22 protein-coding genes are annotated in these 22,810 nt (G+C 75.9%); 5 read left to right on the forward strand and 17 right to left on the reverse strand.

Annotated features, from left to right (window positions below):
• Positions 1-21: 21 nt before the first annotated feature.
• Positions 22-1,257, reverse strand: a complete 1,236-nt coding sequence (gene purD / locus ABD158_RS12810; RefSeq protein WP_344007749.1) for a phosphoribosylamine--glycine ligase — start codon at positions 1,255-1,257, stop codon at positions 22-24.
• Between the two features lie 74 nt (positions 1,258-1,331).
• Here purD and ABD158_RS12815 point away from each other — a divergent pair, with 74 nt between their 5' ends.
• Positions 1,332-3,170, forward strand: a complete 1,839-nt coding sequence (locus tag ABD158_RS12815) for a hypothetical protein (RefSeq protein WP_344007751.1) — start codon at positions 1,332-1,334, stop codon at positions 3,168-3,170.
• Between the two features lie 58 nt (positions 3,171-3,228).
• On the opposite strand, the gene ABD158_RS12820 is transcribed toward ABD158_RS12815, so the two are convergent.
• Positions 3,229-4,509: an adenylosuccinate synthase gene (locus ABD158_RS12820; protein WP_344007754.1), complete on the reverse strand. Its 1,281-nt coding sequence runs from the start codon at positions 4,507-4,509 to the stop codon at positions 3,229-3,231.
• Between the two features lie 179 nt (positions 4,510-4,688).
• Here ABD158_RS12820 and ABD158_RS12825 point away from each other — a divergent pair, with 179 nt between their 5' ends.
• Positions 4,689-5,600 carry a diacylglycerol/lipid kinase family protein gene (locus ABD158_RS12825; protein ID WP_344007755.1) on the forward strand — a complete coding sequence of 304 codons (912 nt, stop codon included), beginning with the start codon at positions 4,689-4,691 and terminating at the stop codon, positions 5,598-5,600.
• 27 nt (positions 5,601-5,627) lie between these two features.
• Here ABD158_RS12825 and ABD158_RS12830 read toward each other — a convergent pair whose 3' ends face one another.
• From ABD158_RS12830 to ABD158_RS12850, 5 genes are all read right to left on the reverse strand, one after another.
• Entirely contained in the window at positions 5,628-6,611 is a 984-nt protein-coding gene (locus ABD158_RS12830; protein ID WP_344007757.1) for a helix-turn-helix domain-containing protein, read from the reverse strand.
• 256 nt (positions 6,612-6,867) lie between these two features.
• On the reverse strand, positions 6,868-8,403 hold the full coding sequence (lysS, locus tag ABD158_RS12835; protein WP_344007759.1) for a lysine--tRNA ligase: 1,536 nt from the start codon (positions 8,401-8,403) through the stop codon (positions 6,868-6,870).
• 26 nt (positions 8,404-8,429) lie between these two features.
• On the reverse strand, positions 8,430-8,843 hold the full coding sequence (locus ABD158_RS12840; protein ID WP_344007761.1) for a DUF3151 domain-containing protein: 414 nt from the start codon (positions 8,841-8,843) through the stop codon (positions 8,430-8,432).
• A gap of 112 nt (positions 8,844-8,955) precedes the next feature.
• Positions 8,956-9,987, reverse strand: coding sequence for a class II fructose-bisphosphate aldolase (gene fbaA / locus ABD158_RS12845; protein ID WP_344007764.1), 1,032 nt, complete (start codon positions 9,985-9,987; stop codon positions 8,956-8,958).
• 46 nt (positions 9,988-10,033) lie between these two features.
• Positions 10,034-10,759, reverse strand: coding sequence for a mycothiol-dependent nitroreductase Rv2466c family protein (locus ABD158_RS12850; RefSeq protein WP_344007766.1), 726 nt, complete (start codon positions 10,757-10,759; stop codon positions 10,034-10,036).
• Between the two features lie 63 nt (positions 10,760-10,822).
• Between ABD158_RS12850 and ABD158_RS12855 the strand changes: the two genes are divergently transcribed.
• Positions 10,823-11,305, forward strand: a complete 483-nt coding sequence (locus tag ABD158_RS12855) for a DUF2867 domain-containing protein (protein ID WP_344007768.1) — start codon at positions 10,823-10,825, stop codon at positions 11,303-11,305.
• Here the strand turns inward: ABD158_RS12855 and ABD158_RS12860 are convergent.
• Positions 11,295-12,161 carry a LysR family transcriptional regulator gene (locus ABD158_RS12860; RefSeq protein WP_344007770.1) on the reverse strand — a complete coding sequence of 289 codons (867 nt, stop codon included), beginning with the start codon at positions 12,159-12,161 and terminating at the stop codon, positions 11,295-11,297. The genes ABD158_RS12855 and ABD158_RS12860 overlap by 11 nt on opposite strands.
• 69 nt (positions 12,162-12,230) lie before the next feature.
• On the opposite strand from ABD158_RS12860, the gene ABD158_RS12865 reads away from it, so the two are divergent.
• Positions 12,231-13,106 (forward strand): EamA family transporter, encoded by an 876-nt coding sequence (locus ABD158_RS12865; protein ID WP_344007772.1) that lies wholly within the window; start codon positions 12,231-12,233, stop codon positions 13,104-13,106.
• A gap of 52 nt (positions 13,107-13,158) precedes the next feature.
• Here ABD158_RS12865 and ABD158_RS12870 read toward each other — a convergent pair whose 3' ends face one another.
• From ABD158_RS12870 to ABD158_RS12890, 5 genes are read right to left on the reverse strand one after another with little or no spacing between them, the layout of a single operon-like run.
• A complete protein-coding gene (locus ABD158_RS12870) occupies positions 13,159-13,692 on the reverse strand; it encodes an SRPBCC family protein (protein ID WP_344007774.1) in 534 nt (177 codons plus the stop codon).
• Positions 13,693-13,701: 9 nt separating this feature from the next.
• Positions 13,702-14,328: a TrmH family RNA methyltransferase gene (locus tag ABD158_RS12875; RefSeq protein WP_344008012.1), complete on the reverse strand. Its 627-nt coding sequence runs from the start codon at positions 14,326-14,328 to the stop codon at positions 13,702-13,704.
• A gap of 43 nt (positions 14,329-14,371) precedes the next feature.
• Entirely contained in the window at positions 14,372-14,899 is a 528-nt protein-coding gene (gene pyrE, locus ABD158_RS12880; protein WP_344007776.1) for an orotate phosphoribosyltransferase, read from the reverse strand.
• Positions 14,900-14,916: 17 nt separating this feature from the next.
• Positions 14,917-15,585 carry a DedA family protein gene (locus tag ABD158_RS12885; protein WP_344007778.1) on the reverse strand — a complete coding sequence of 223 codons (669 nt, stop codon included), beginning with the start codon at positions 15,583-15,585 and terminating at the stop codon, positions 14,917-14,919.
• A 50-nt stretch (positions 15,586-15,635) separates the two neighbouring features.
• Positions 15,636-16,409 (reverse strand): class E sortase, encoded by a 774-nt coding sequence (locus ABD158_RS12890; RefSeq protein ID WP_344007780.1) that lies wholly within the window; start codon positions 16,407-16,409, stop codon positions 15,636-15,638.
• Between the two features lie 62 nt (positions 16,410-16,471).
• On the opposite strand from ABD158_RS12890, the gene ABD158_RS12895 reads away from it, so the two are divergent.
• Positions 16,472-17,635, forward strand: coding sequence for an aminotransferase class I/II-fold pyridoxal phosphate-dependent enzyme (locus ABD158_RS12895; RefSeq protein WP_344007782.1), 1,164 nt, complete (start codon positions 16,472-16,474; stop codon positions 17,633-17,635).
• Between the two features lie 52 nt (positions 17,636-17,687).
• On the opposite strand, the gene ABD158_RS12900 is transcribed toward ABD158_RS12895, so the two are convergent.
• The 4 genes from ABD158_RS12900 to clpB form a co-directional block, all read right to left on the reverse strand.
• Positions 17,688-18,257, reverse strand: coding sequence for a hypothetical protein (locus tag ABD158_RS12900; RefSeq protein WP_344007784.1), 570 nt, complete (start codon positions 18,255-18,257; stop codon positions 17,688-17,690).
• Entirely contained in the window at positions 18,254-18,844 is a 591-nt protein-coding gene (locus tag ABD158_RS12905; protein WP_344007786.1) for a hypothetical protein, read from the reverse strand. Before ABD158_RS12905 ends, ABD158_RS12900 begins: the two co-directional genes overlap by 4 nt.
• A 101-nt stretch (positions 18,845-18,945) precedes the next feature.
• Positions 18,946-20,136, reverse strand: a complete 1,191-nt coding sequence (locus ABD158_RS12910; protein WP_344007788.1) for a hypothetical protein — start codon at positions 20,134-20,136, stop codon at positions 18,946-18,948.
• A 59-nt stretch (positions 20,137-20,195) separates the two neighbouring features.
• Entirely contained in the window at positions 20,196-22,796 is a 2,601-nt protein-coding gene (gene clpB, locus ABD158_RS12915) for an ATP-dependent chaperone ClpB (protein ID WP_344007790.1), read from the reverse strand.
• Between the last annotated feature and the right edge of the window lie 14 nt (positions 22,797-22,810).

Here is a 22,810-nt window from a genome sequence, read left to right on the forward strand (position 1 = left end):
CACGTCGGCGCTCCGCGGCCCCTAGAGCCCGGCGGCGATGTCGGTGCGGTGCAGCGCGCCCGGGAAGTCGACGGCCGCGACCCCGGCGTACGCGGCGGCGCGGGCCTCGGCGACGGTGCCGCCGGCCGCGGTCACGGCGAGCACCCGGCCGCCCGCGGTCACGAGGTCCCCGTCGTCGCTCAGCGCGGTGCCGGCGTGGACGACGTCGACCCCGGCGGGGACGGCGTCCGTGCCCGTGATGACGTCGCCCGAGCGCGACGTGGCGGGGTAGCCGGCGCTCGCCATGACGACCGTGACCGCGGCCCCGTCGCGGAAGACGGGGGCGGGCACCTCGTCGAGGCGACCGGTGGCCGCCGCGTGCAGCAGGGCGGCCAGCGGGCTGTCGAGCAGCGCCATCAGGACCTGGGTCTCGGGGTCGCCGAAGCGGGCGTTGAACTCGACCACCCGGACGCCGCGCGAGGTGAGGGCGAGCCCGGCGTACAGCAGGCCGACGAAGGGGGTGCCGCGTCGCGCCATCTCGTCGACGGTCGGCTGCAGGACCGTCGCGGTGACGTCCTCGACCAGCAGCGACGGCGCCCACGGCAGCGGCGAGTAGGCCCCCATGCCCCCGGTGTTGGGGCCGGCGTCGCCGTCGAGGGCGCGCTTGAAGTCCTGGGCCGGCTGCAGCGGACGGACCCGCTCGCCGTCGCACAGCGCGAACAGCGACACCTCCGGCCCGTCGAGGTACTCCTCGACGACCACGTCGCCCCCGCAGCCCGCCGCGTGCGCGAGCGCCTCGTCGCGGTCGGAGGTGACGACCACGCCCTTGCCGGCGGCCAGGCCGTCGTCCTTGACCACGTACGGCGCGCCCAGCGCGTCCAGCGCGGCGGCCACCTCCTCGGCACCCCGGCAGACCCGCGCCTCGGCGGTCGGCACGCCCGCCGCGGCCATGACCTCCTTCGCGAACGCCTTCGAGCCCTCGAGCCGCGCCGCGGCCCCCGAGGGGCCGAAGCACGCGACGCCGGCCGCGCGCACGGCGTCGGCGACCCCGGCCACCAGCGGCGCCTCCGGACCCACGACCACCAGGTCGACACCCAGCGAGGTCGTCAGCGCGGCCACCGCGTCCGGGTCGAGCAGGTCGACCGGGTGCAGCGTGGCGACCCGGGCGATGCCGGGGTTGCCGGGGGCCGCGTGGAGCGCGCCGACCGCCGGGTCGCGGGACAGGGCCAGGGCCAGGGCGTGCTCGCGGCCGCCGGTGCCGAGCAGGAGGACCTTCACGGACCGCGATGCTACTGGCGTCGCCGGGCCCGGCCTCCGCCCGCGGGTGGGCGCGGGCTGGGAGGATCGCGGCCGTGGCGCGCGACGAGGTCCCCGACGGTCCCGACGGCGGCGACCCCACCCGCGACACCGGCTGGTGGGAGCGCCGGGGTCGGCTGGGCGACGTGCTGCGCGAGCGCGGACCGCTGGCGCCCCGGACCGCCGTCCAGGTCGCCGCCCGCGTCGCGGAGGCGCTCGACGACGCGCACCGCGACGGCTACGTCCACGGGCGGCTGGGGGTGGACGACGTCCTGCTGTCGCCGCCGCTCGCCGACACCGAGGCCGACCTGCCCGAGGCGACCACCGTGCGGATCACGGGTCTGGTGGAGGCCGACGAGGACGCGTCGCGCCCCTCCGACGACGTCCGGGGCGCCGGGCGTCTGCTGTGGGCGTGCCTGACCGGGCAGGAGCACGCGGACGACGCCTCGGTGCCCCGGGTCGAGGGCACCGACGCCTTCACCCGCGGGCTGAACTGGGTGCTCGCCCGTTCCACCTCCCCCGAGCCGGCGAAGCGTCACCGCGACGCCGAGGCCCTGCGCGCCGACCTGCTGACGCTCGTCGGCGGTCGGGTCGCGCCCCGCGCCCCGGCGGGAGTGGTGCCGGCCCCCGAGGCGCTCGCCGCCTCCACCGAGCTCGCACCGGCCGAGGAGACCGACCCGGCCGGGCGGCCGCGGGGGTCACGGGCCGCCGTCGTGGTCCCGACCGTCGTCGCGGTCGCCGTGGTGATCGGGGTCGTGGTCCTCCTGGTCGGCCTGGGCCGCGGCGCGGCCGACGACCCGGGCGCCGCGGAGACCGGCGGGGCCACCGGGTCGGGGTCGACGGACGGACCCGGCGACGCCGGCGCGACCGCGGGCACCGACGGCGCCGGCGGCACCACCGGGGGCGCCGTCGCCGGCGACGTGGACGGCGACGGCCGCGGCGACGTGGTCCTGGTGCACCGCGTCGACGACGAGCCCGCGACCCTGGCGACGTACGCGGTCGAGGGCGACGCGCTGGTGCGCCTCGACGAGCAGGAGTACGGCGACGCCCCCGCTCCCCTGGTCGGCGACCTCGACGGCGACGGGGCCGAGGAGCTGACCACCTGGGACGAGGGGCCCGGCGACGGCGACCTGGTGCTGGAGGGCCCGACGGGCACGAGCCTGCTGGCGGGCGCCGGCCCGACCGCGGTGCCGATCGTCGGCGACTACGACGGCGACGGGGTCGACGACCTCGCGTTCCTGACCACCCCCGCCCGCGCGGACGACGGCACCGGGGAGGTGCGGGTGGCCTTCCCCGGCACGGGCGACGCCGGGGCCGCGGAGCGGTGGGCCACCGTCCCCGACGCGGACCCGCAGCGCGACTACCTGGTGCCCGGCGACCTCGACGGCGACGGCGACGACGACCTCGTGCTCGTCCGCCGCGACCCGGCGTCGGGCTCGATCCGGCTGGTGCCGCTGGTCGCCGCGGACGACGCGTTCGCCGCGGGCCCGGCGTCGGCCTCGGTGCCCGGCGCCTCCGAGGACATCTTCCGCACCGCCGACCTCGACGGCGACGGCGTGGACGAGGTCGTGCTGGTGCCGCTGGTCGGCGGCGCCGACGTCAGGTCGCTGGCCCTGGCCGACGGCCGCCTCGTGCCCGCCGACCCCGTCGGCGCCCTGCCCGGCGGGGCCGACGACGCCGTGCAGACCGCCGGCGTCAGCGACGTGGACGGCGACGGGCGCGACGACCTGGCGATCGTGCGCGTCCTCGCGGACGGTCTGCGCTCGCGCCTCGAGGTGCTGCGCTCCGACGGCGACACCTGGACGCGCCTGACCGGCGCCGACCTGGCCCCGGCCACCACCCGGACCGACGCCAAGGTCGCCGACGGCAGCGTGCACCGACCGCTGCTGCCCTGACCGCGCCCCGCCCGCCCCGGGGCAGGTCGACCGCGCGACGACGGGCGTCCGCGCAGCCCTACTCGACGACGAGCGTCTGCTCGCGGCCGGGACCGACCCCGACGCCCCAGAACGGCGCCCCGGACAGGTCCTCGAGCGCGCGGACGTAGGCCTGCGCGTTGGCGGGGAGCTCCGCGAACGTGCGGCAGCCGGAGATGTCCTCCCACCAGCCGTCGAGGTACTCGTAGACCGGCGTGGCCCGGTGGAACTCGGTCTGGGTCATCGGCATCTCGTCGTGACGCACGCCGTCGACGTCGTAGGCGACGCAGACCGGGACCCGCTCCCACGACGACAGCACGTCGAGCTTGGTCAGGAAGAACTCCGTCAAGCCGTTGACGCGGGCCGCGTAGCGCGCGATGACCGAGTCGTACCAGCCGCAGCGCCGGTCGCGCCCCGTGGAGACGCCGACCTCGCCGCCGATCTTCCACAGCTTCTCGCCGTCGGCGTCGAACAGCTCGGTCGGGAACGGGCCCGAGCCGACGCGGGTCGTGTAGGCCTTGATCACGCCGATCACGCGGTCCACCCGGGTGGGCCCGATCCCGCCGCCCACGCAGACCCCGCCGGCGACCGGGTTGCTGCTGGTCACGAACGGGTAGGTGCCGTGGTCGACGTCCAGCATCGTGGCCTGCGCGCCCTCGAAGAGGACCGTCTCGTCGCGGTCCAGCGCCTGGTTCAGCAGCAGCGAGGTGTCCGCGACCATCGGCCGCAGCCGCTCGGCGTACGACGTGAGCTCCTCGACGACCGCCTCGACCTCGATCGCGCGACGGTTGTAGACCTTGGCGAGCAGGTGGTTGCGGACCTCGAGGGCGGCCTCCACCTTCTCGGTGAGGATCTCCTCGTCGAAGAGGTCGGCGATCCGCACGCCGACCCGGTTGACCTTGTCGGCGTACGCCGGGCCGATGCCGCGGCCGGTCGTGCCGATCTTGTTCTTGCCGAGGAAGCGCTCGGTGACCTTGTCGATCACCCCGTGGTAGGACGCGATGACGTGGGCGTTGGCCGACACGACGAGGTCGGCGAGCTCGACGTCGCGGGCGCGCAGGCTGTCGAGCTCGCGGAACAGGGCCTCGGGCGAGACGACCACGCCGTTGCCGATGACGCAGGTCGCGCCGGGCGTGATGATGCCGCTCGGCAGCAGGTGGGTCGCGAACTTCTCGCCGTCGACGACGATGGTGTGGCCGGCGTTGTGCCCGCCGGAGGTGCGCACCACCCAGTCGATCTGGCTGCTCGTGGCGAGCAGGTCGGTCGCCTTGCCCTTGCCCTCGTCGCCCCACTGGGCGCCCAGGATCATGATCGCGGGCATCGTGTCCCGCCCCCTCGTGGTTCGACTGCGTGCGGCTGGTCCGGGCCGGGCCGCACCACGTCGTGCGGGGCCGGACGCACGAGAGCCCCCGAGGCCGGGGCCGAGGGGCTCGTGCCGCCTCAAACTAGCAGCCTCCCCGCGCCGCCCGTGATCCCGCGAGAGCCCGTTAGGGTCACCGGATGGAGCCGCTGCTCGTCATCACCAACTCCGGCGCGGGCACCGCGGCCACCGAGAACCTCGACCTGGCCCTGGCGGTGCTGCGGGCCGAGGCGTCCGTCGAGGTCGCCGAGACCGACGGACCGGGCGAGCTCGACGGCGTCCTGCACCGGGCCGGTTCGCGCCGGATCGTGGTCGCCGGGGGCGACGGGAGCATGCACGCCGTGATCTCGGCGCTCTACCGCCGCCACGACCTCGGCGACGCCTGCGTCGGCCTGCTGCCGCTCGGCACGGGCAACGACTTCGCCCGCACCGTCGGCATCCCGCTGGAGCCCGAGGAGGCCGCCCGCGTGATCCTGCGGGGCCGCACCCGGGCCACCGACCTCATCGTCGACGAGCTCGGCGAGGTCGTCGTCAACAACGTCCACGTCGGGGCGGGCGCCCAGGCGAGCCGCCGCGCGGACCGGTGGAAGACGCGCCTCGGCCGCGTCGGCGTCGGCAAGGTCAACCTCGGCAAGGTCGGCTACCCGATCGGGGCCGCGCTCGCGGCGTTCCGCCCGCCGTTCGTGCGGCTGCACGTCGAGATCGACGGCGAGACCGTCAACGACCTCGACGAGCCGGTCCTCATGGTCGCCGTCGGCAACGGGCGGACCGTCGGGGGCGGGACGTCGGTGACCCCGGAGGCCGACACGGGCGACGGCGCGATGGACGTGATGATCTCCCGCGCGATCGGGCCCCTGGCCCGCTTCGCCTACGTCGGCGACCTGGTGCTGCGCCGCCACACGCAGCGCGACGACGTGCTCTACCGCCGCGGCACCCGGGTCACGATCTCGGGCGAGGAGTTCTACGGCGCCGCCGACGGCGAGATCTACGGCCCCGAGCGGACGCGCAGCTGGCGCCTCGAGCCCGCGGCGTACCGGCTGCTGGTGCCCTGAGGCCGCGCGCGGCACCGACCCGCGTGCTCAGAGCCAGCCGCGGCGGGCCGCCTCCACGCCGGCCTGGAAGCGGCTGTCGGCGCCGAGGTCGATCATCAGGTCGGCGATCCGGCGCCGGACCGTGCGGAGGCTGACGCCCAGGGTCCGCGCGATCTGCTCGTCCTGGACGCCGGCCGCGAGCTGCTGCACCACGAAGCGGCGCAGGTCGGGCCTCGCCACGCCCCGGTCGAGCTCGGGCACCGGCAGCGCGCGCTCCCACCAGGTGTCGAACAGCAGCGCGCAGGCCTGCACCACCGACAGCTGACGCACCAGCAGCCGCGGCTCGTCGACGAAGCCGAGCGGCTCGGGGAGCACGGCGTGGGTCGTGCCGATGACGATCAGCCGGGTCGGCAGGTCGGCCACGACACGCACCTGCTCGCCCACCTCGGCGCGACGGCGCAGCGTGTCCGGCGCCTCGTGCAGGGCGCGGGCGGGGTAGATGGCCCGGGAGGGGCGCCCCTCGGCGACGGCCGCGCCCACGATGTCGGCCATCGCGTCCTCGCGGGGGCGACGGAACTGGTCGGGACGGAACCAGCGCAGCTCGCCGGTGCTGCGCTGGATCAGGTCCTTCAGCAGGCTCACGGGGTGGCCGCCGCGGGACACCTCGCCGTCCAGGGCCCCGACCACGTCGAGGGCCTCCGGGCGCGACATGGACGCGTTGAGCGCGCCCATCGCGTCCGCGACCCCCTCCAGCTGCCGGTGCGCCTCGCGGGCCTCCCGGGCCCACTCGACCAGGCGCACCTGGACCAGCTCGGCCGGTGACCGCACGACCACCACGTCGTCGGTCAGCGTCACCGCTCCGCAGGCCACCAGCGGCTCCAGCTGCGCCACCACCTCGGCCCGCGCCACGCCCAGCAGGTCGGCCACCACGGTCAGCGGCGACCCGCTCATCCCGCCGACCCGCTCGTAGATCGCCTGCGCCTCGGCGGGCAGGCCGAGGGAGGACAGCACGCCGGTCGGTCTGCTCACCATGGTGGCAACTTAGTGACAGCGGCCTGTCTGAGCCAGGGGACCGCCTGTGAGGGGTGGAAGGATTCAGCCAACGCCGTCCGAACCGGTCACACCGCGGGGGATGAGACTCGGGGCGGGAGGCGGTCGACATCGGGGGATGGGACCGCCGCGGCGCCCGGGCGTCGGAGCCGCCAGCAGGGTCGGCTCCGACGCCTTTCCCGTGCGCGCACGCCGTACGCTCCGGCAGCCTGGCAGGTTCCTGCCGCCCGCCGCGGGGTCAGCGGGTCTCGGGCCGCAGGTGCGGGAAGAGGATGGTCTCGCGGAGCGTGCCCCCGGTGAACAGGGCGAACAGGCGGTCGATGCCGAGGCCCATGCCGCCCATGGGCGGGGCGCCGTACTCGAGGGCGCGCAGGAAGTCCTCGTCGACGACCATCGCCTCGGGGTCGCCGCCGGCCGCGAGCAGCGACTGCGCCTCGAGCACCTCCCGCTGGACGACGGGGTCCACGAGCTCCGAGAACGCCGTGGCGCGCTCGACGCCGGCGACGATGAGGTCCCAGGCCTCGATCAGCCCGGGCTTGCTGCGGTGGGGCCGCGCGAGCGGCTGGGCCGACGCCGGGTAGTCGCAGAGGAACGTCGGCTGCAGCAGGGTGGGCTCGACGAGCTCGCCGAGCAGCTCGAGCACCAGCTTCTCCGCGTCCCACGCCGGGTCGACCTCGACCTCGTGGGCCTCGGCGAGCTCCCGCAGCCGCGCCGCGGGGGTCTTGAGGGTGACCTCCTCGCCGACGGCCTCGCTCACGGCGTCGTACACCGGCAGCCAGCGCCACTCCCCGTCGAGGTCGACGGTCCCGCGGGGGGTCTCGACCTGCCGGGACGGCGCGATCGCGTCGGCGGTGGCGAGGAAGATCTCGCGGGTCAGGTCCGCCATCGTCCCCTGGTCGGCCCAGGCCCGGTAGGCCTCGAGCATCGTGAACTCCGGGCTGTGGGTCGCGTCGACGCCCTCGTTGCGGAAGATCCGGCCGATCTCGAAGACCCGGTCGACGCCGCCGACGACGGCCTTCTTGAGGTTCAGCTCCAGCGCGATGCGCAGCGTCATCGGCTGGTCGAAGGCGTTCATGTGGGTCGTGAACGGCCGGGCGGCCGCGCCCCCGTGCACCAGCTGCAGCACCGGGGTCTCGATCTCGAGGTAGTCGTCGGCCTCCAGCACCCCGCGCACGGCGCGCATCAGCGCCGAGCGGCGGCGCACGACGGAACGCGCCTCCTCACGGACGACGAGGTCGGCGTAGCGCTGGCGGACCCGGGTCTCCTCGGACATCTCGCGGTGCAGCACCGGCAGCGGCCGCAGCGCCTTCGACGCCATCGCCCAGCCGGTCGCCATCACCGACAGCTCGCCGCGGCGCGACGAGACGACCCGGCCGGTCACCGACACGTGGTCGCCGAGGTCGACCTCCGCCTTCCACGCGGCCAGGGACTCCTCCCCCACCTCGGCGAGGCTGAGCATCACCTGCAGGCGCGGGGCCAGCGACTCCTCCGTGTCGCCGTCGGGGCCGAAGCCCTCCTGGAGGGTCGCGAAGCAGAGCTTGCCGGTGTTGCGGACGAACACCACCCGCGCGGCGACCGACACCACGTCGTCGGTCTCCTGGCCGGCCTCGAGGTGGCCCCAGCGCTCCCGGACCTCCGCGAGGGAGTGGGTGCGCTCGACCGCGACCGGGTAGGCCTCGAGGCCGCGCTCCAGCAGCCGCTCGCGCTTCTCGCGACGCACCCGGATCTGCTCTGGGGTGTCGTCAACGGGCTCGTCGGCAGGCGTCTGGCTCACCGGGTGAAACTACCGAACGCGGCGGGTCAGCCCAGCAGCGCGTCGTACGCCGGGCGGCTGGTCTCGGCGAGGAAGTCGGCGCAGCGGTGCCACTCGTCGTCCTCCCCGATGTCGCGCGCGGCGAGGGCCAGCAGGCCCATGCAGCGCAGGAAGCCGCGGTTGGGCTCGTGCTCCCACGGCACCGGGCCGTGGCCCTTCCAGCCGTTGCGGCGCAGCATGTCGAGGCTGCGGTGGTAGCCCACCCGGGCGTAGGCGTAGACGGTCACGTCGTCGGCGCCGGCCGCCTTCGCCCGCTCGGCGAGGGTGGCCCAGGCCAGGGGCGAGGCGGGGTGCTCGCGGACGACCTGCTCGGCCGACTCACCCGCCTCGATCAGCTCGGCGGCGGGGTCGACGGGCAGGTGGGTGGGCGGGGGGCCGGCCATGAGGTCCTCGAAGGGCATGGCCCCAGCCTCTCAGAGGCGTGGGGGCGCCCGGGACGCACCGACCCGCCGTCGGGACGACGGCGGGTCGGTGCGCGTGGTGCCTCGGGGACGCCGGGGGCGCCGGGGCGCCTCAGCGCACCGAGGTCCCGGCGGAGCGGAGGTGCTCGCAGGCCTCGACGACGCGGGCGGCCATGCCGGCCTCGGCGGCCTTGCCCCACGCGCGGGGGTCGTAGACCTTCTTGTTGCCGACCTCCCCGTCGACCTTCAGAACGCCGTCGTAGTTGGCGAGCATGTGGCCGGCGACCGGGCGGGTGAAGGCGTACTGGGTGTCGGTGTCGACGTTCATCTTGATGACGCCGTAGTCGACGGCCGCGCCGATGTCCTCGGCGCTGGAGCCCGAGCCGCCGTGGAAGACGAGGTCGAACGGCTTCGCGCCCGCGTCGAGACCGAGCTCGGCGACGACGGCCTCCTGCGCCTTCTTGAGGATCTCGGGGCGCAGCTTGACGTTGCCGGGCTTGTAGACGCCGTGGACGTTGCCGAAGGTCAGCGCCGTCAGGTAGCGGCCCTTCTCGCCCGTGCCGAGCGCGCGGACGGTCGCGAGCGCGTCGTCGGTGGTGGAGTAGAGCTTCTCGCCCGAGCCGCCCTCGACGCCGTCCTCCTCGCCGCCGACCACGCCGACCTCGATCTCGAGCACGATCTTGGCCGCGGCCGCGCGGGCCAGCAGGTCCTCGGCGATCTCGAGGTTCTCCTCCAGCGGCACGGCCGAGCCGTCCCACATGTGGGACTGGAACAGCGGCGCCTCGCCGCGGTCGACGAGGTCGCGGGAGATGTCGAGCAGCGGCCGCACGAAGCCGTCGAGCTTGTCCTTCGGGCAGTGGTCGGTGTGCAGCGCGATGTTGACCGGGTAGGACCGGGCGACCTCGTGCGCGAACCGGGCGAAGGCCACCGAGCCGACGACCATGTCCTTCACCGTCGGGCCCGAGAAGTACTCCGCACCGCCGGTCGAGACCTGGATGATGCCGTCGCTGCCGGCGTCGGCGAACCCCTTCAGCGCAGCGTTCAGGGTCTGCGACGAGGACACGTTGATGGCGGGGTACGCGAACTGGTCGGCCTTCGCCTTGTCCAGCATCTCGGCGTACACCTCGGGGGTGGCGATCGGCATTCTCGGCGTCTCCTTCGTCGTCCGGACCTTCTCGGCGTGACCCTACTCACCTGTGCTGACGACGGCTCCCGCCGTGCCAGTCGTCGGTCGCGCCCACCTCGGCGGTCGTGACGCCGAACGACGCCAGCTGCGGGCGCTCGCGCAGGCTGCGCTTGAGCTCGGCGAAGCCGCCGAAGCGGGCCAGGCCGACGACGTGGTCCCACAGCGCGACGGCCTGCTCGTCGTCGGGCACGCGGCTGATCACCGGTCCGAAGAAGCCGACGCCGCCGTCGGCGGCGTCGGGCTCGACGTGGAGGATCGGGGTGCCGACGTCCTTGCCGGTCAGCGCGAGCGCCTCGTCGGTCTCGGCCTGCAGCGCGGCGTCGCGCGCGGTGTCGTCGAGGGCCTCGACGAGCCAGGCGGGCAGTCCGACCTCCTCGAGCAGCGGGCCGACGAGCGGGGCGGTGCCGCGGAAGCCGGCGTCGAGGTCGGCGGAGTCGTCGGCCTCGAAGATCCGGCGCCCGTACGCCGCGTGCAGCCGCTCGACGGCGTCGTTGCCGTGCTCGTCGCGCACGCGGTGCAGCAGCCGCAGCACCCGCAGGCCGGCGGTGTGGCCGGCCTCGTAGTCGGCGGGGAACTGCGCGTCGTAGTCGACGTGGGCGTTGAGCAGCCGCAGCGAGATGAACCGCCACTCGACGTCGTAGTCGCTGTGGGCCGCGACGGTGCGGACCCAGCGGCTGGTCATCCAGGCGAACGGGCAGACGGGGTCGAGGTAGAAGCGCAGGTCGGCCATGCCCCGAGCCTGGCACGGCGGGCCCACCCGTCGCCCGGGGCCGCGTCGGGGTACCGGTCGCCCGTGACCCCCACGACGAGCTCCCGCTCCACCGGCCTGGAGGCCGACCCCGACCGGGCCTGGTCGGTGGTGGCCGACGGTCGTCCCGGTCCGCGGTGGTACCTCGACGCGATCCCGTTCCGCTTCCGCGACGCCCTCGACGTGCTCGCCCGCGGTCGGGACCGCGGCCACCCCGCGCCGGGCACCCGGACCCTGTCGGCGGGCGACCGGGCCGGCTTCTGGGCCGTCCTCGAGGCCGACCCCGACGCGCGCCGCCTGGTGATGGAGGCGACCGTCCGCGCCCCCGGCCGGGTCGTCTTCCGCACCGAGGTGACCCCCGTGGTGACCGGCGGCTGCGAGCTGACCCAGTCGGTGACCTTCCACCCCGCCGGGCTGCTCGGGGTGACCTACCTCGTCGTCGACCTGCCGGCCCGCGAGGTGCTGACCGAGTGGGTCCACCGCCGCACCTGCGCCGACGTGCGGCGCGGGGCCGCCCTCACGGGCTGACGGCGCCGGCGTACGCCGCCCGCGCGGCGGCGAGCAGCGCGGGCAGCGCCGGCGGCGGCTCGTCGCGCCACCACAGCAGCCGCACGTCGACCGGGGCGGCGTCCGCGAGCGGCACGTAGGCGACGCCCGCGCGGGCGTGCTGGACCGTCGTCGCCTCGGCGGTGACCCCGACCGCGCGGCCCGACGCGACCAGCGTCAGCCACTCCTCGACCCCCGGCACGGGCACGAACCGCAGGTCGGCGCCGGGCGGCCACAGGCCCGGCCCCGTCGTGCCCGACACCGCGTCCGTCGCGACCGTGCGGCCCACCAGCTCCCCGAGCCCCACGACGGGCCGCCCGGCGAGCGGGTCGTCCGCGGCGAGCGCGGCCCAGCGCCGCTCGGTGCCGACCGTGGCGCCGGCGAGCCGCGGGTGGGTGAGCCCGGTCCGGACCACGGCCACGTCGCTGCGCCCCTCGAGCAGCCCGCCGCTGGCGGTGTTGGCGTGCACGAGGACGAGCTCGCCGTCCGCGGCCCGCCAGCCCCGCTGGACCGCGACCGTGTGGCGCCCGAGCGCGGCCCAGGCGTAGCCGAGCCGCAGCACCGCGCGCCCCGCGGCCGCCTCCGCGAGGGCGTCGACCGCCGCCAGCACGCGGTGGGCGACGGCGAGCACGCGCTCCCCCGCCGCGGTCAGCGCGACACCGCGCGCGGAGCGCTCCAGCACCCGCGCGCCCACCGTCGCCTCGACGCGCTGCACCGACCGGGACACCGAGGCCTGCGTGGTGCGGAGCGCGATCGCCGCGTCGGTGAAGGTGCCCTCCGCGCAGACCGCCGCGAACGCCCGCAGGTGACGGGTGTCGAGGTCGACCGCGCGGTCCATACGCCCAGCGTATAGCCGGCTCGGACGTCGCATTGTGAGCGGCGGCGGGACCGGGCCGAGACTCTGGCCGTGACCACCCTGCGCCCCGCGCCGAGCACCGACGCCCCCGCCCGGCGACGCGGGGTCGTGCTCGCGCTGACCGCGGGGGCGAGCAACCAGACCGGCGCCGCGATCGGGGCGCACGCCTTCGACGCCATCGGCCCGGGCGGCGTCGTCGCGGTGCGCCAGGTGGTCGCGGCGAGCGTGCTGCTGCCGACGGTCCGCCCGCCCGTGCGCCGCTTCACCTGGGCCCAGTGGTGGCCGGTGCTGCTGCTGGGCCTCGCGTTCGGCGGCATGAACCTCGGCCTCTACACGGCCGTCGACCGGCTCGGGCTGGGGCTGGCGGTCACGCTGGAGTTCCTCGGCCCGCTGACGGTGGCGCTGCTGGGGTCGCGACGCGCGGTCGACCTCGCCTGCGCCGCGCTGGCGGCCGCGGGCGTCTACGCGCTCGTGCTGCCCTCGGGGTCGACGGACCTGCTCGGCGTCGGCGCCGGACTGGCCGCGGCGGCGTGCTGGGCGGCGTACATCCTGCTCAACCGCCTGGTCGGCCGGCGGCTGCCCGGGCTCCAGGCGACCGCGTCCGCGGCCGGGGTCTCCGCGGTCGTCTACCTCCCGGTGGCCGCCTCGCTGCTGCTCGGCGGGCACGTCGCCTGGCAGCCCGTCGCGCTGGCGGCCGTCGCCGGGCTGCTCAGCTCGGTGGTGCCCTACGCGCTCGACCTGACCGCGCTGCGGCTGGTCCCGGCGCGCGCGTTCGGCGTGCTGATGAGCGCCCACCCCGTGCTGGCGGCGCTCGCCGGGCTGCTGCTGCTCGGCCAGGCCCTGGCCGCGCACGAGCTGGTCGGCATCGCCCTCGTCGTCGTCGCCAACGTGGTGGCGATGGCCACCGCCGCCCGCCCCCGCCGGTAGTCCCCCACGGAGCTGCTGCTCGAGGGGGCCGCCGACGACACGTTCGTGGGGACTACCCCGGCCGGTCGGTCGCGGGGGCGGAGGCGCCCCGCTCCGCGGCGGCGACGCGGGCCAGCGCGGCCAGCGTGGCGGGGATGCCGGCGTGGGCCTGGGCGGCCCGGTCGGCGACCTGCGCGTCGGCGTCGTCGCCGTACTTGTCGGCGAACATCGCGAGGCCCTCGGGCAGGAACTCCCAGGTCTCGGTCAGCTCGGTGCGCGCGGGGTCGCCGGCGACGGGTGCGAGCTCGTAGCCCCACCGCACGAACGCCCCGCCGACCAGCCACGCGAAGGCGCGGCCGGGCTCGGCGGCCACGACCTGCGAGCGCGTCTCCCAGACCCGGCCGGCGTGCTCGTTGCGGCCGGTGAACCAGGCGCCGACCTCCGGGCCGTCGTCGGGCTCCTCCCAGGCGCAGGCGGTGCACACCGGGCTCCACTCGCCGGTGCGCTCGATGCTCGTCACGAGCCGCCACACCGTGTCGGGGTCCGCGTCGACGACGACGGACTCGCGGCGGGTCAGCTCGGGGGTCTGCGGCGACGGGGTGCTCATGGGCCCACGCTAGGCGGGCGGCGGGCCCGCGTGCGCGCGGACCCAGGCGTGCATGGCGATCGCGGCGGCCGCGGAGGCGTTGATGGACCGCGTCGAGCCGTACTGCGCGATCGAGAACGTGCCGTCGACCTCGCCCCGCGCCTGCGGCGAGAGCCCCGGGCCCTCCTGCCCGAACAGCAGGCACACCCGCGCCGGCAGGGCCGCCGACTCCAACGGCTGCGAGCCCGGGAGGTTGTCGATGCCCCACAGCGGCACGCCGCCCTGCTCGCGCAGGTACGCCGCGAGCGCGGGCACGTCGGGGTGGTGGCGCACGTGCTGGTAGCGGTCGGTGACCATCGCGCCGCGCCGGTTCCAGCGACGGTGGCCGACGACGTGGACCTCGCCGGCGAGGAACGCGTTGGCGGAGCGGACGATCGTGCCGATGTTGAAGTCGTGCTGCCAGTTCTCGATCGCGACGTGGAAGCCGTGGCGGCGGGCGTCCAGGTCCGCGACGATCGCGTCCATCCGCCAGTAGCGGTAGCGGTCCACGACGTTGCGCCGGTCGCCGGCCGCGAGCAGCTCGGGGTCCCAGTGCTCGCCCGCGGGCGGCTCGCCCTCCCAGGGGCCCACCCCGACCTCGGGCGGGCCGTGCGGCATCGGGTCGTACGGCGCCCGCGGGGCCGCGTGGTCCCGTCCCGCGTCAGCCACGGGCGGCGTCGAGCTGCGCCTTCGTCAGGACCGGGCGGACCTCGAGGCCCACGTCGGCGAGCGGGTCCTCGCCGGCGGGGCTGCGGTCGATGGCGCACACGACGACCTCGACGACGGCGCCGGCCTCGCGCAGCGCACGGGTGGCGTCGCGGACGGCGCCGCCGGTGGTGATCACGTCCTCGACCAGCGTCACGCGGGCGCCGGCGACGTCGGGGCCCTCGGCGAGCTTGGCCGTGCCGTACTCCTTGGCCTGCTTGCGCACGAACAGCGCCGGGAGCAGCGTGCGGGCGCTCAGCGCGGTGGCGATGGGCACGCCGCCGAGCTCCAGCCCGCCCAGGAGCCCGGTGCCCTCGGGCACCAGCGGGACCATCGCGTCCGCGACGCGCGCCAGCAGGGCCGGGTCGGACTCGAAGAGGTACTTGTCGAAGTACTCGCTGCTCACCTGGCCGGAGCGGAGCGTGAACTCGCCGGTCAGCCGGCAGCGGGCGTCGACGTCACGGGCCAGCTGCTCGTCGCTCATGCGCGGGAGCCTACGGCTCAGCCCGCCGTGCGACGGGAGCGGACCGTGGAGCGCACGCGGTTGACGAGCCACCACGACAGCAGCAGCACCGTGACGCCGATGACGACGTACTGCACGACACCCATGACGGGCTCGATGCGCTCCCACTGCTCGCCGAGGTAGTAGCCCAGGAGCACGAAGATGGTGTTCCAGATCAGGCTGCCGGCCAGCGTGAGCCCGAGGAACTGCAGCACGGGCATCCGCTCGATGCCCGCCGGGACGGAGATCAGGCTGCGGAACAGCGGGATCATCCGGCCGAAGAACACGGCCTTCTTGCCGTGGCGGGCGAACCAGTCCTCGGTCCGCTCGAGGTCGGAGGTCTTCACCAGCGGCATCCGCTCCCAGACCCAGTACATCCGCTGCCGGCCGAAGCCCGCCCCGACGTAGTACAGGAGCAGCGCGCCGACGACGGAGCCGGCGGTGGTCCAGAACAGTGCCTCCGCGAGGGTGAAGCTGCCCCGGCTCGCGGTGAAGCCCGCGAGCGGCAGGATGATCTCGCTGGGGATCGGTGGGAAGAGGTTCTCCAGCGCGACGATGATCCCGGCGCCGACGGCGCCGAGTCGCTCCATCAGGTCGACCGACCAGCCGGCGATGCCGGTCAGCTCCTCACCCGTCGGGTCGGCGGCGGCGACGAGGCTGGTGATCACCGGGGTGAGGCTACCGGGGCCGGCGTCGCGGGCCGGCGACGTGGCGCCGCTCAGCCCGTCGTGCGGCGCGGGGAGGCGTCGACGAGCTCGCCGAACGCGATCATCCGCTCGTCGGTCTCGAACACCGACGCGCAGGTGGTCAGCGTGATCAGCCGCTGCCCGGGCTCCTGGACCGGCTGCACGCCCCCGGCGGGGTTGGTGGGCAGCCGGTCGACGACCCAGTAGTCCTCGAAGCCGACGACGAGGTCGTCGCCGCCGCTGGTGAGCCGGTAGGTGTAGACGGTGTCGGCGGTCTCGACGACGACGTCGTCCCCGGGCTGCAGCTCGGGCATGTCGCGCAGCGGCTCGCCGTGGGTCACCCGGTGGGCGGCGACCGCGTAGTTGCCCCTCCCACCGGGGTCGGCGGAGTCGGTGAAGTGGCCGTAGCCGGTCGCGAGCACGTCGTCGCCGACGCCCTCGAGCACCGGCACGGCGTAGTCGTCGCCGAAGCGCGGGATCCGGATCACGGCGCCGGCGAGGGCCCCGCCGGCCGCCTCGACGGGGGTGCCGCCCGCCGCCGCCTCGCCGCCCGCCCCGTCCCCGGGGTCGCGGCCGGTGTCGCCACCGGCCCGGGCGTCCCACTCCCGCTCGAGCTGCTCGACGACGGACCCGTGGCGGCGCTCGGCGACGTAGGTCGTGCCGTACATCTCCCAGCCGTACCAGCCGAGCACCCCGAGGCCGGCCAGCACCAGACCGAGCCCCACCACCAGCGACGCGCGCCGGCCCCCGCGGGCGGGGGCGGGGGCCTCGGGCGACGGTGCCGTCGGCGTCGGGGTGCGGCTCACGCCCCGAATGTAGGCCAGCGCACGGACCGGCGGTGCGGATCGGTGTGGTTGTGTTCGTCGGCATGGAGCTGCGCACCGCCTCACGCCTCGACGGCATCCCCCCGACGGTCTTCACCCGGATGTCGGCGCTGGCGGTGCGGACCGGGTCGGTCAACCTCGGGCAGGGCTTCCCCGACGCCGACGGCCCGGAGGCCGTCCGGGAGGCCGCGGTGGCCGCGCTGCGCGCGGGCGCCAACCAGTACGCCCCCGGCATCGGCACCCCGGGCCTGCGGCGGGCGGTCGCGGACCACCAGCGGCGCCACTACGGCATCGACCTCGACCCGGACACCGAGGTCGTCGTCACCACCGGCGTCACCGAGGGCGTCGCCGCCGCGCTGCTCGGGCTCGTCGAGCCCGGCGACGAGGTCGTGCTGCTGGAGCCCTACTACGACTCGTACGCGGCGATGCTCCAGGTGGCCGGCGCCGTACGACGCCCGGTCACGCTGCGCGCGCCGGACTTCCGGCTCGACGTGGCCGCGCTGGAGGCGGCGGTCACCGACCGCACCCGGATGATCCTGCTCAACTCCCCGCACAACCCGACCGGCACGGTGCTGACCCGGGTCGAGCTGGAGGCGGTCGCGACGCTCGCCCGGCGCCACGACCTGCTCGTGGTGACCGACGAGGTCTACGAGCACCTGGTCTTCGACCACCACGAGCACGTGCCGATCTCGACGCTGCCGGGCATGGCGGAGCGCACCCTGACCCTCTCGAGCGTCGGGAAGTCGTGGTCGCTGACCGGCTGGAAGGTCGGCTGGGCGACGGGCCCGGCCGCGCTGGTCGGCGCGGTGCTGGCGGCCAAGCAGTGGCTGACGTTCACCTCCGGCGCCCCGCTGCAGCCCGCGGTCGAGGTCGCGCTCGACGCCCACGACGCGTGGCCCCGCGAGCTGGCGCTCGACCTGGCCTCGCGCCGTGACCTGCTGGTGGAGGGCCTGGCGGCGGTCGGGCTGCCGTGCCGGCCGGCCGAGGGCACCTACTTCGAGGTCACCGACGTCGCCGCGCTGGGCTGGGACGACGCCGACGTCTTCTGCGACGCGCTGCCCGGGCGGGCGGGCGTGGTCGCCGTGCCGATGCCCGTGCTCTACGACACCGACGCCGGGCGCACCCAGGTGCGCTGGACCTTCAGCAAGGACCGCGACGTCATCGAGGAGGGCCTCGAGCGCCTGGCCCGCGCCGACCTCACCGCCTGACCCCCCGCCGCCTCCCGAGCCAGCCGAGCCAGCCGAGCCGCCCGGGCGACGCTCAGGGCGCGCGACGGCGGTCGAACCACGCCCGGGACTCCGGCGTCCACAGGCACACCAGGACCGCCACGGTCGGCACGAGCAGCACCCCCGACAGCACGGTCCCGCCCCCCAGCGGGCCGGAGTCGAGGGCGAGACCGAGGACCCCGCTGCCCACCGAGAGGACCCCGCCGAGGACGCCCAGGGCGTTCCACGCCGTCAGCAGCGCCCGGGCGACCGGGCCGCGGCGCAGCACCCGCACCCCGAGCAGCAGGTAGGCGACGGACAGGGACACGACCACGAGCGCGACGAGGACGGCGGCCACGGCGAACCCGGTCGCGACCCCCTCGCCCTCCCCCGGGGCCTTGCCCTCGCTGAGCTCGCCGACGAACACGCCGAGCAGCGCGATCAGCACGCCGAGCCCGAGGCCGGCGAGGATCCCGAGCACGCCCAGCACGATCGTGACCACGCCGGCCGCGGTCACCGGGCCGGGTCTGGGGTCCGGCAGCGGCGGCGGCCCGCCGTACGCGTAGGCCGGCACCCCCGGCGGAGGCGGGTACGGCGGGCCGGGCGGGCCGGGGGGCTGGCTCACGGTGCTCCTCCTCGACGGGTCCGGCGAGCGTACGGCGGGCCGGCGGGTGGCGGCACGCCCCCGGTGTCGGTCGCGGGTCGGGCCAGCCGGGCCAGCCGGGCCAGCCGGGCGCGGTCGGCGAACCAGGCGCCGGCCCGGCTCGTCCAGAGCAGGCCCACCACGGTCAGGGCCACGACCAGCGCGACGACGTCCAGGACCTTGGCGGTCGAGACCAGCGGGACCGCGGGGTCGGCGAGGTCCGCGAGCAGCGTCCAGGCGAGCGGGACCGCCACGACGAGGTTCCAGACCGTCAGCACCAGGCGCGCGAGGCTCCGGCCGCGCAGCACCCCCAGCCCCAGCGCGGCCTCGAGCGCGGCCAGGCCCGCGAGGACGGCGACGAGCACGACCGACGCCGCGACGACCGGGGCCACCTGGCCGACGAGGTCGGGGCGCAGCGGTGCGGGGACCTCGTCGAGGAGGCGGAGGCCCACTCCCAGGCTGAGGAGCCCGACCACCGCGGCCACGAGGCCGAGCGCACCCGAGACCACCGCGAGCGTGCCGGCGACCGCGACGCCGAGGGGGCGGGCGACGGGGGTCGGCGGGCTCACCGGGAGAGGGGACCACACCGTCCGCGCCCGCGAGGGCGTTTCGCCGGACCCCGCCCTCGGGGAGCGGGGCTCAGCAGGGGGGCCGACCCGCGGCGGGCCGGTCAGCGGCCGGGGCGGGCGGCGTACCAGGCGCGCGCCTCGGGCCGCAGCAGCCCGACGACCGTGATCCCCGCGCCGAGCGCGATCGGCAGCAGCAGCGGCGCGAGCAGGCCGCCGAGCAGGCCCAGCGCGGCGGTGACGCCGGCCGAGACCAGCAGTGCGACCCGCGCGCCCCGTGAGCCACGGAACGCGAACGACGCGAGCACCGCCGCCGTCAGGGCCCACACCGCGAGGACTCCGCACAGCGCCACCGTGGTGGTCACGAGCGCCGACTCGGTCAGGCCGCTCTGCTCGAGGGCCCCGGGCTGCTGGGCGCGGACCTGGTCGAGCAGCGGGTCCGGGTCGACGAGGACCTCGTAGATCCCGCCGATCATGAGCGCCCCGACGAGCCCGGACAGCACCCAGGTGCTCAGGCAGGCCAGGAGCACGGCGCCGGGACGGCGTCCGCGGACGGGCTCGAGCCCGCCGGGGCCCCAGGCCGGCCCGGGGTCCCGGGGCATCGTCGCGGTCGCGGACCCCCCGTAGCCGGTCCAGGGCCGGGCCGCGGAGCCCTCGTCGGCCGCGACCGGGCGCCCCCAGGGGCGCGGCAGGTCCGACCCGGACCCCTCGGTGGGACGGTCGCCCCCGGCGTCCCCGGGCGGCGGGCCGCCGAACGTCCCGGGCGGCGGGCCGCTCGAGGAGCCGGGACCGGCGCCCGGGCCCCGGCCCGGGGTCGGCCCGGCACCCTGGCCCGGGGCCGGGCGGGCCGGCTCCGGCGCGGGCCGGGAGCGGCCGTCGAACCAGTCGCGGCTGGGCTGCAGCCAGAGCATGACGACCGCGACCGCGACCAGGGAGGCGAGGATGCCGCCGGTCGCGACGCCCGCGAGCACGAGCGGGACCGCGAGCACGCTCAGCGCCAGACGGGCCTGCTTCTGACGACGCAGCGCGTAGACGCCGAGGACGGCCATCGCGGCCGCGCAGCCGCCGGCGACCAGCGCGAGGGCGTGGAGGATCGAGGTCACGTCCGCGACGCCCAGGCCCAGGTCGCTGCCCGGCGGGGTCGACAGCACCTCCTCGATGGAGCGTCGCGTCTCCAGCGAGCGCAGCGTCGACACGGTGGTGAACAGCGACATCACCAGGAAGACGGACCCGGAGATCACCAGCCACCCCCCGAGGGTCGCCTGGGTCGGCCGCTGGTCGGTCGTCGCACTCACGCGCCCATCCTCCCAGAGCGCCCACAGGTGCCCCCGCGCACCGGCCGGCCTTCCCCCGCTCAGGCGGGGGTGACCACGAGCCCGCCGCCGTCCGCGGCGAGGTCGACGACCACGCCGGCGCCGTCGGCGACCTGGCCGGCGATGAGCAGCCGGGCCAGCGGGTCCCCGATCGCGGACTGCACGAGGCGCCGCAGCGGACGGGCGCCGTACGCCGGGTCGTAGCCGGTCTCGGCCAGCCACGCCGTGGCCGCGTCGGACACCGTGATCGCGATCCGCCGGACGGCGAGCCGCTGCTCGAGCAGGCCCAGCTGCAGGTCGACGATGTGCACCAGGTCCTCGCGGGTGAGCGCGTCGAAGGTGACGATCTCGTCCAGGCGGTTGAGGAACTCGGGCTTGAAGGAGCCCCGCACGACCCCCATCACCGCCTCCTGACGGGCCTCGGGCGACAGCGTCGGGTCGACCAGGTAGGTCGAGCCGAGGTTGCTGGTGAGGATCAGCAGGGTGTGGCGGAAGTCGACCGTGCGGCCCTGGCCGTCGGTGAGCCGGCCGTCGTCGAGCACCTGCAGCAGGATGTCGAACACCTCCGGGTGGGCCTTCTCGACCTCGTCGAGCAGGACCACGCCGTACGGGCGCCGGCGGACGGCCTCGGTGAGCTGGCCGCCCTCGTCGTGACCGACGTAGCCGGGCGGCGCGCCGACGAGGCGGGCGACCGAGTGCTTCTCGGAGTACTCGCTCATGTCGACCCGCACGATCGCCCGCTCGTCGTCGAAGAGGAAGTCCGCGAGCGCCTTGGCGAGCTCGGTCTTGCCGGTGCCGGTGGGGCCGAGGAACAGGAAGGAGCCGGTGGGCCGGTCCGGGTCGGCGATGCCGGCCCGTGAGCGGCGGACGGCGTCGCTGACCGCCGTCAGCGCCGCGCGCTGGCCGATCAGGCGCTCGCCGAGCACGTCCTCCATCCGCAGCAGCTTGGAGGTCTCGCCCTCCAGCAGCCGGCCGGTGGGGATGCCCGTCCAGGCCTCGACGACGTCGGCGACCTGCTCGGCCCCGACCTCCTCGCCCACCAGCGGCTCGACCTCGGGGGCGGTGTCCGCCGCCGCTGCGGCCTCGGCGATCTGCGTCTCCAGGGTGGGGATCCGGCCGTAGAGGATCTCGCTGGCCCGGCCGAGGTCGCCCTCGCGCTGGAGGCGCTCCGCCTCGATGCGCAGCTGGTCGAGCTGCTTGCGCAGCTCGCCCTCGCCCTCGAGGGACTGCCGCTCGCGCTCCCAGCGGGCCTCGAGCGCGCGCAGCTCCTCCTGCTTGTCGGCGAGGTCGGCGCGCAGCCGCTCGAGCCGCTCGGCGGAGGCGTCGTCGGTCTCCTTCTCCAACGCGTACTGCTCCATGGTCAGCCGGTCGACCTGGCGTCGCAGCACGTCGATCTCCTCCGGGGAGGACTCGTGCTCCATGCGCAGCCGGCTCGCGGCCTCGTCGACGAGGTCGATGGCCTTGTCGGGCAGCCGGCGCCCGGTGATGTAGCGGTCGGAGAGCTCGGCGGCGGCGACCAGGGCGGCGTCGGTGATGCGGACACCGTGGTGGGCCTCGTACTTCTCCTGGATGCCGCGCAGGATCTGCACCGTGTCCTCGACGCTGGGCTCGCCGACGTAGACCTGCTGGAAGCGTCGCTCGAGGGCGGGGTCGGACTCGATGCGCTCGCGGTACTCGTCGAGCGTCGTCGCGCCGACCATGTGCAGCTCACCGCGGGCGAGCATGGGCTTGAGCATGTTGCCGGCGTCCATGGCGGAGTCGCCGCCGGCGCCCGCGCCGACGACGGTGTGGAGCTCGTCGATGAAGGTGATGACCTGCCCGCCGGCGTCCTTGATCTCCTCGAGGACCGCCTTGAGGCGCTCCTCGAACTCGCCGCGGTACTTCGCGCCCGCGACCATCGCGGCGAGGTCCAGCGACAGGACGCGGCGGCCCTTGAGCGAGTCGGGGACGTCGCCGTCGACGACGCGCTGCGCGAGGCCCTCGACGACGGCGGTCTTGCCGACGCCGGGCTCGCCGATGAGCACTGGGTTGTTCTTGGTGCGGCGGCTCAGGACCTGGATCACGCGCCGGATCTCGGCGTCGCGGCCGATCACGGGGTCGAGAGAGCCGTCGGCGGCGGCCGCGGTCAGGTCGACGGAGTACTTCTCCAGCGCCTCGTACGTCGACTCCGCGTCCTGGCTGGTCACGCGGCGGCTGCCGCGCACCGCGACGAGCTGTTCGGCCAGGCCGTGCTGGTCGAGACCCGACTCGGCGAGGACGCGCTGGGCGGGGCTGTCGACGGCCGCGAGCGACACGAGGAGGTGCTCGGTCGCGACGTAGTCGTCCTTCATCGAGGCCGCGAGGTCGATCGCCTTCGCGAGCACACGGGTCAGCGCGGCGCTCGCCGCGGGCCGCTGCACCGTGCTGCCGGTGGCGCTGGGCAGCGCGTCGACGCCGGACTCGGCGGCCCGCAGCAGCGCGGCCGGGTCGACGCCGGAGCGGGTGACCAGGCTCCGGGTGCTGCCCTCGGGGTCGCGCAGCAGCGTGACCAGCAGGTGCAGCGGCTCGACGGCCGTGTGGCCCCCGGTGGTGGCGAGGATCTGGGCGCCCTCGACCGCCTCGCGACCCTTCGTCGTGAACCTGTCGGCCCCGAACTGGCTCATGCGCCCTCCCTCAC

It is taken from the genome of Nocardioides lentus, from assembly GCF_039529515.1.
Classification (GTDB): domain Bacteria; phylum Actinomycetota; class Actinomycetes; order Propionibacteriales; family Nocardioidaceae; genus Nocardioides; species Nocardioides lentus.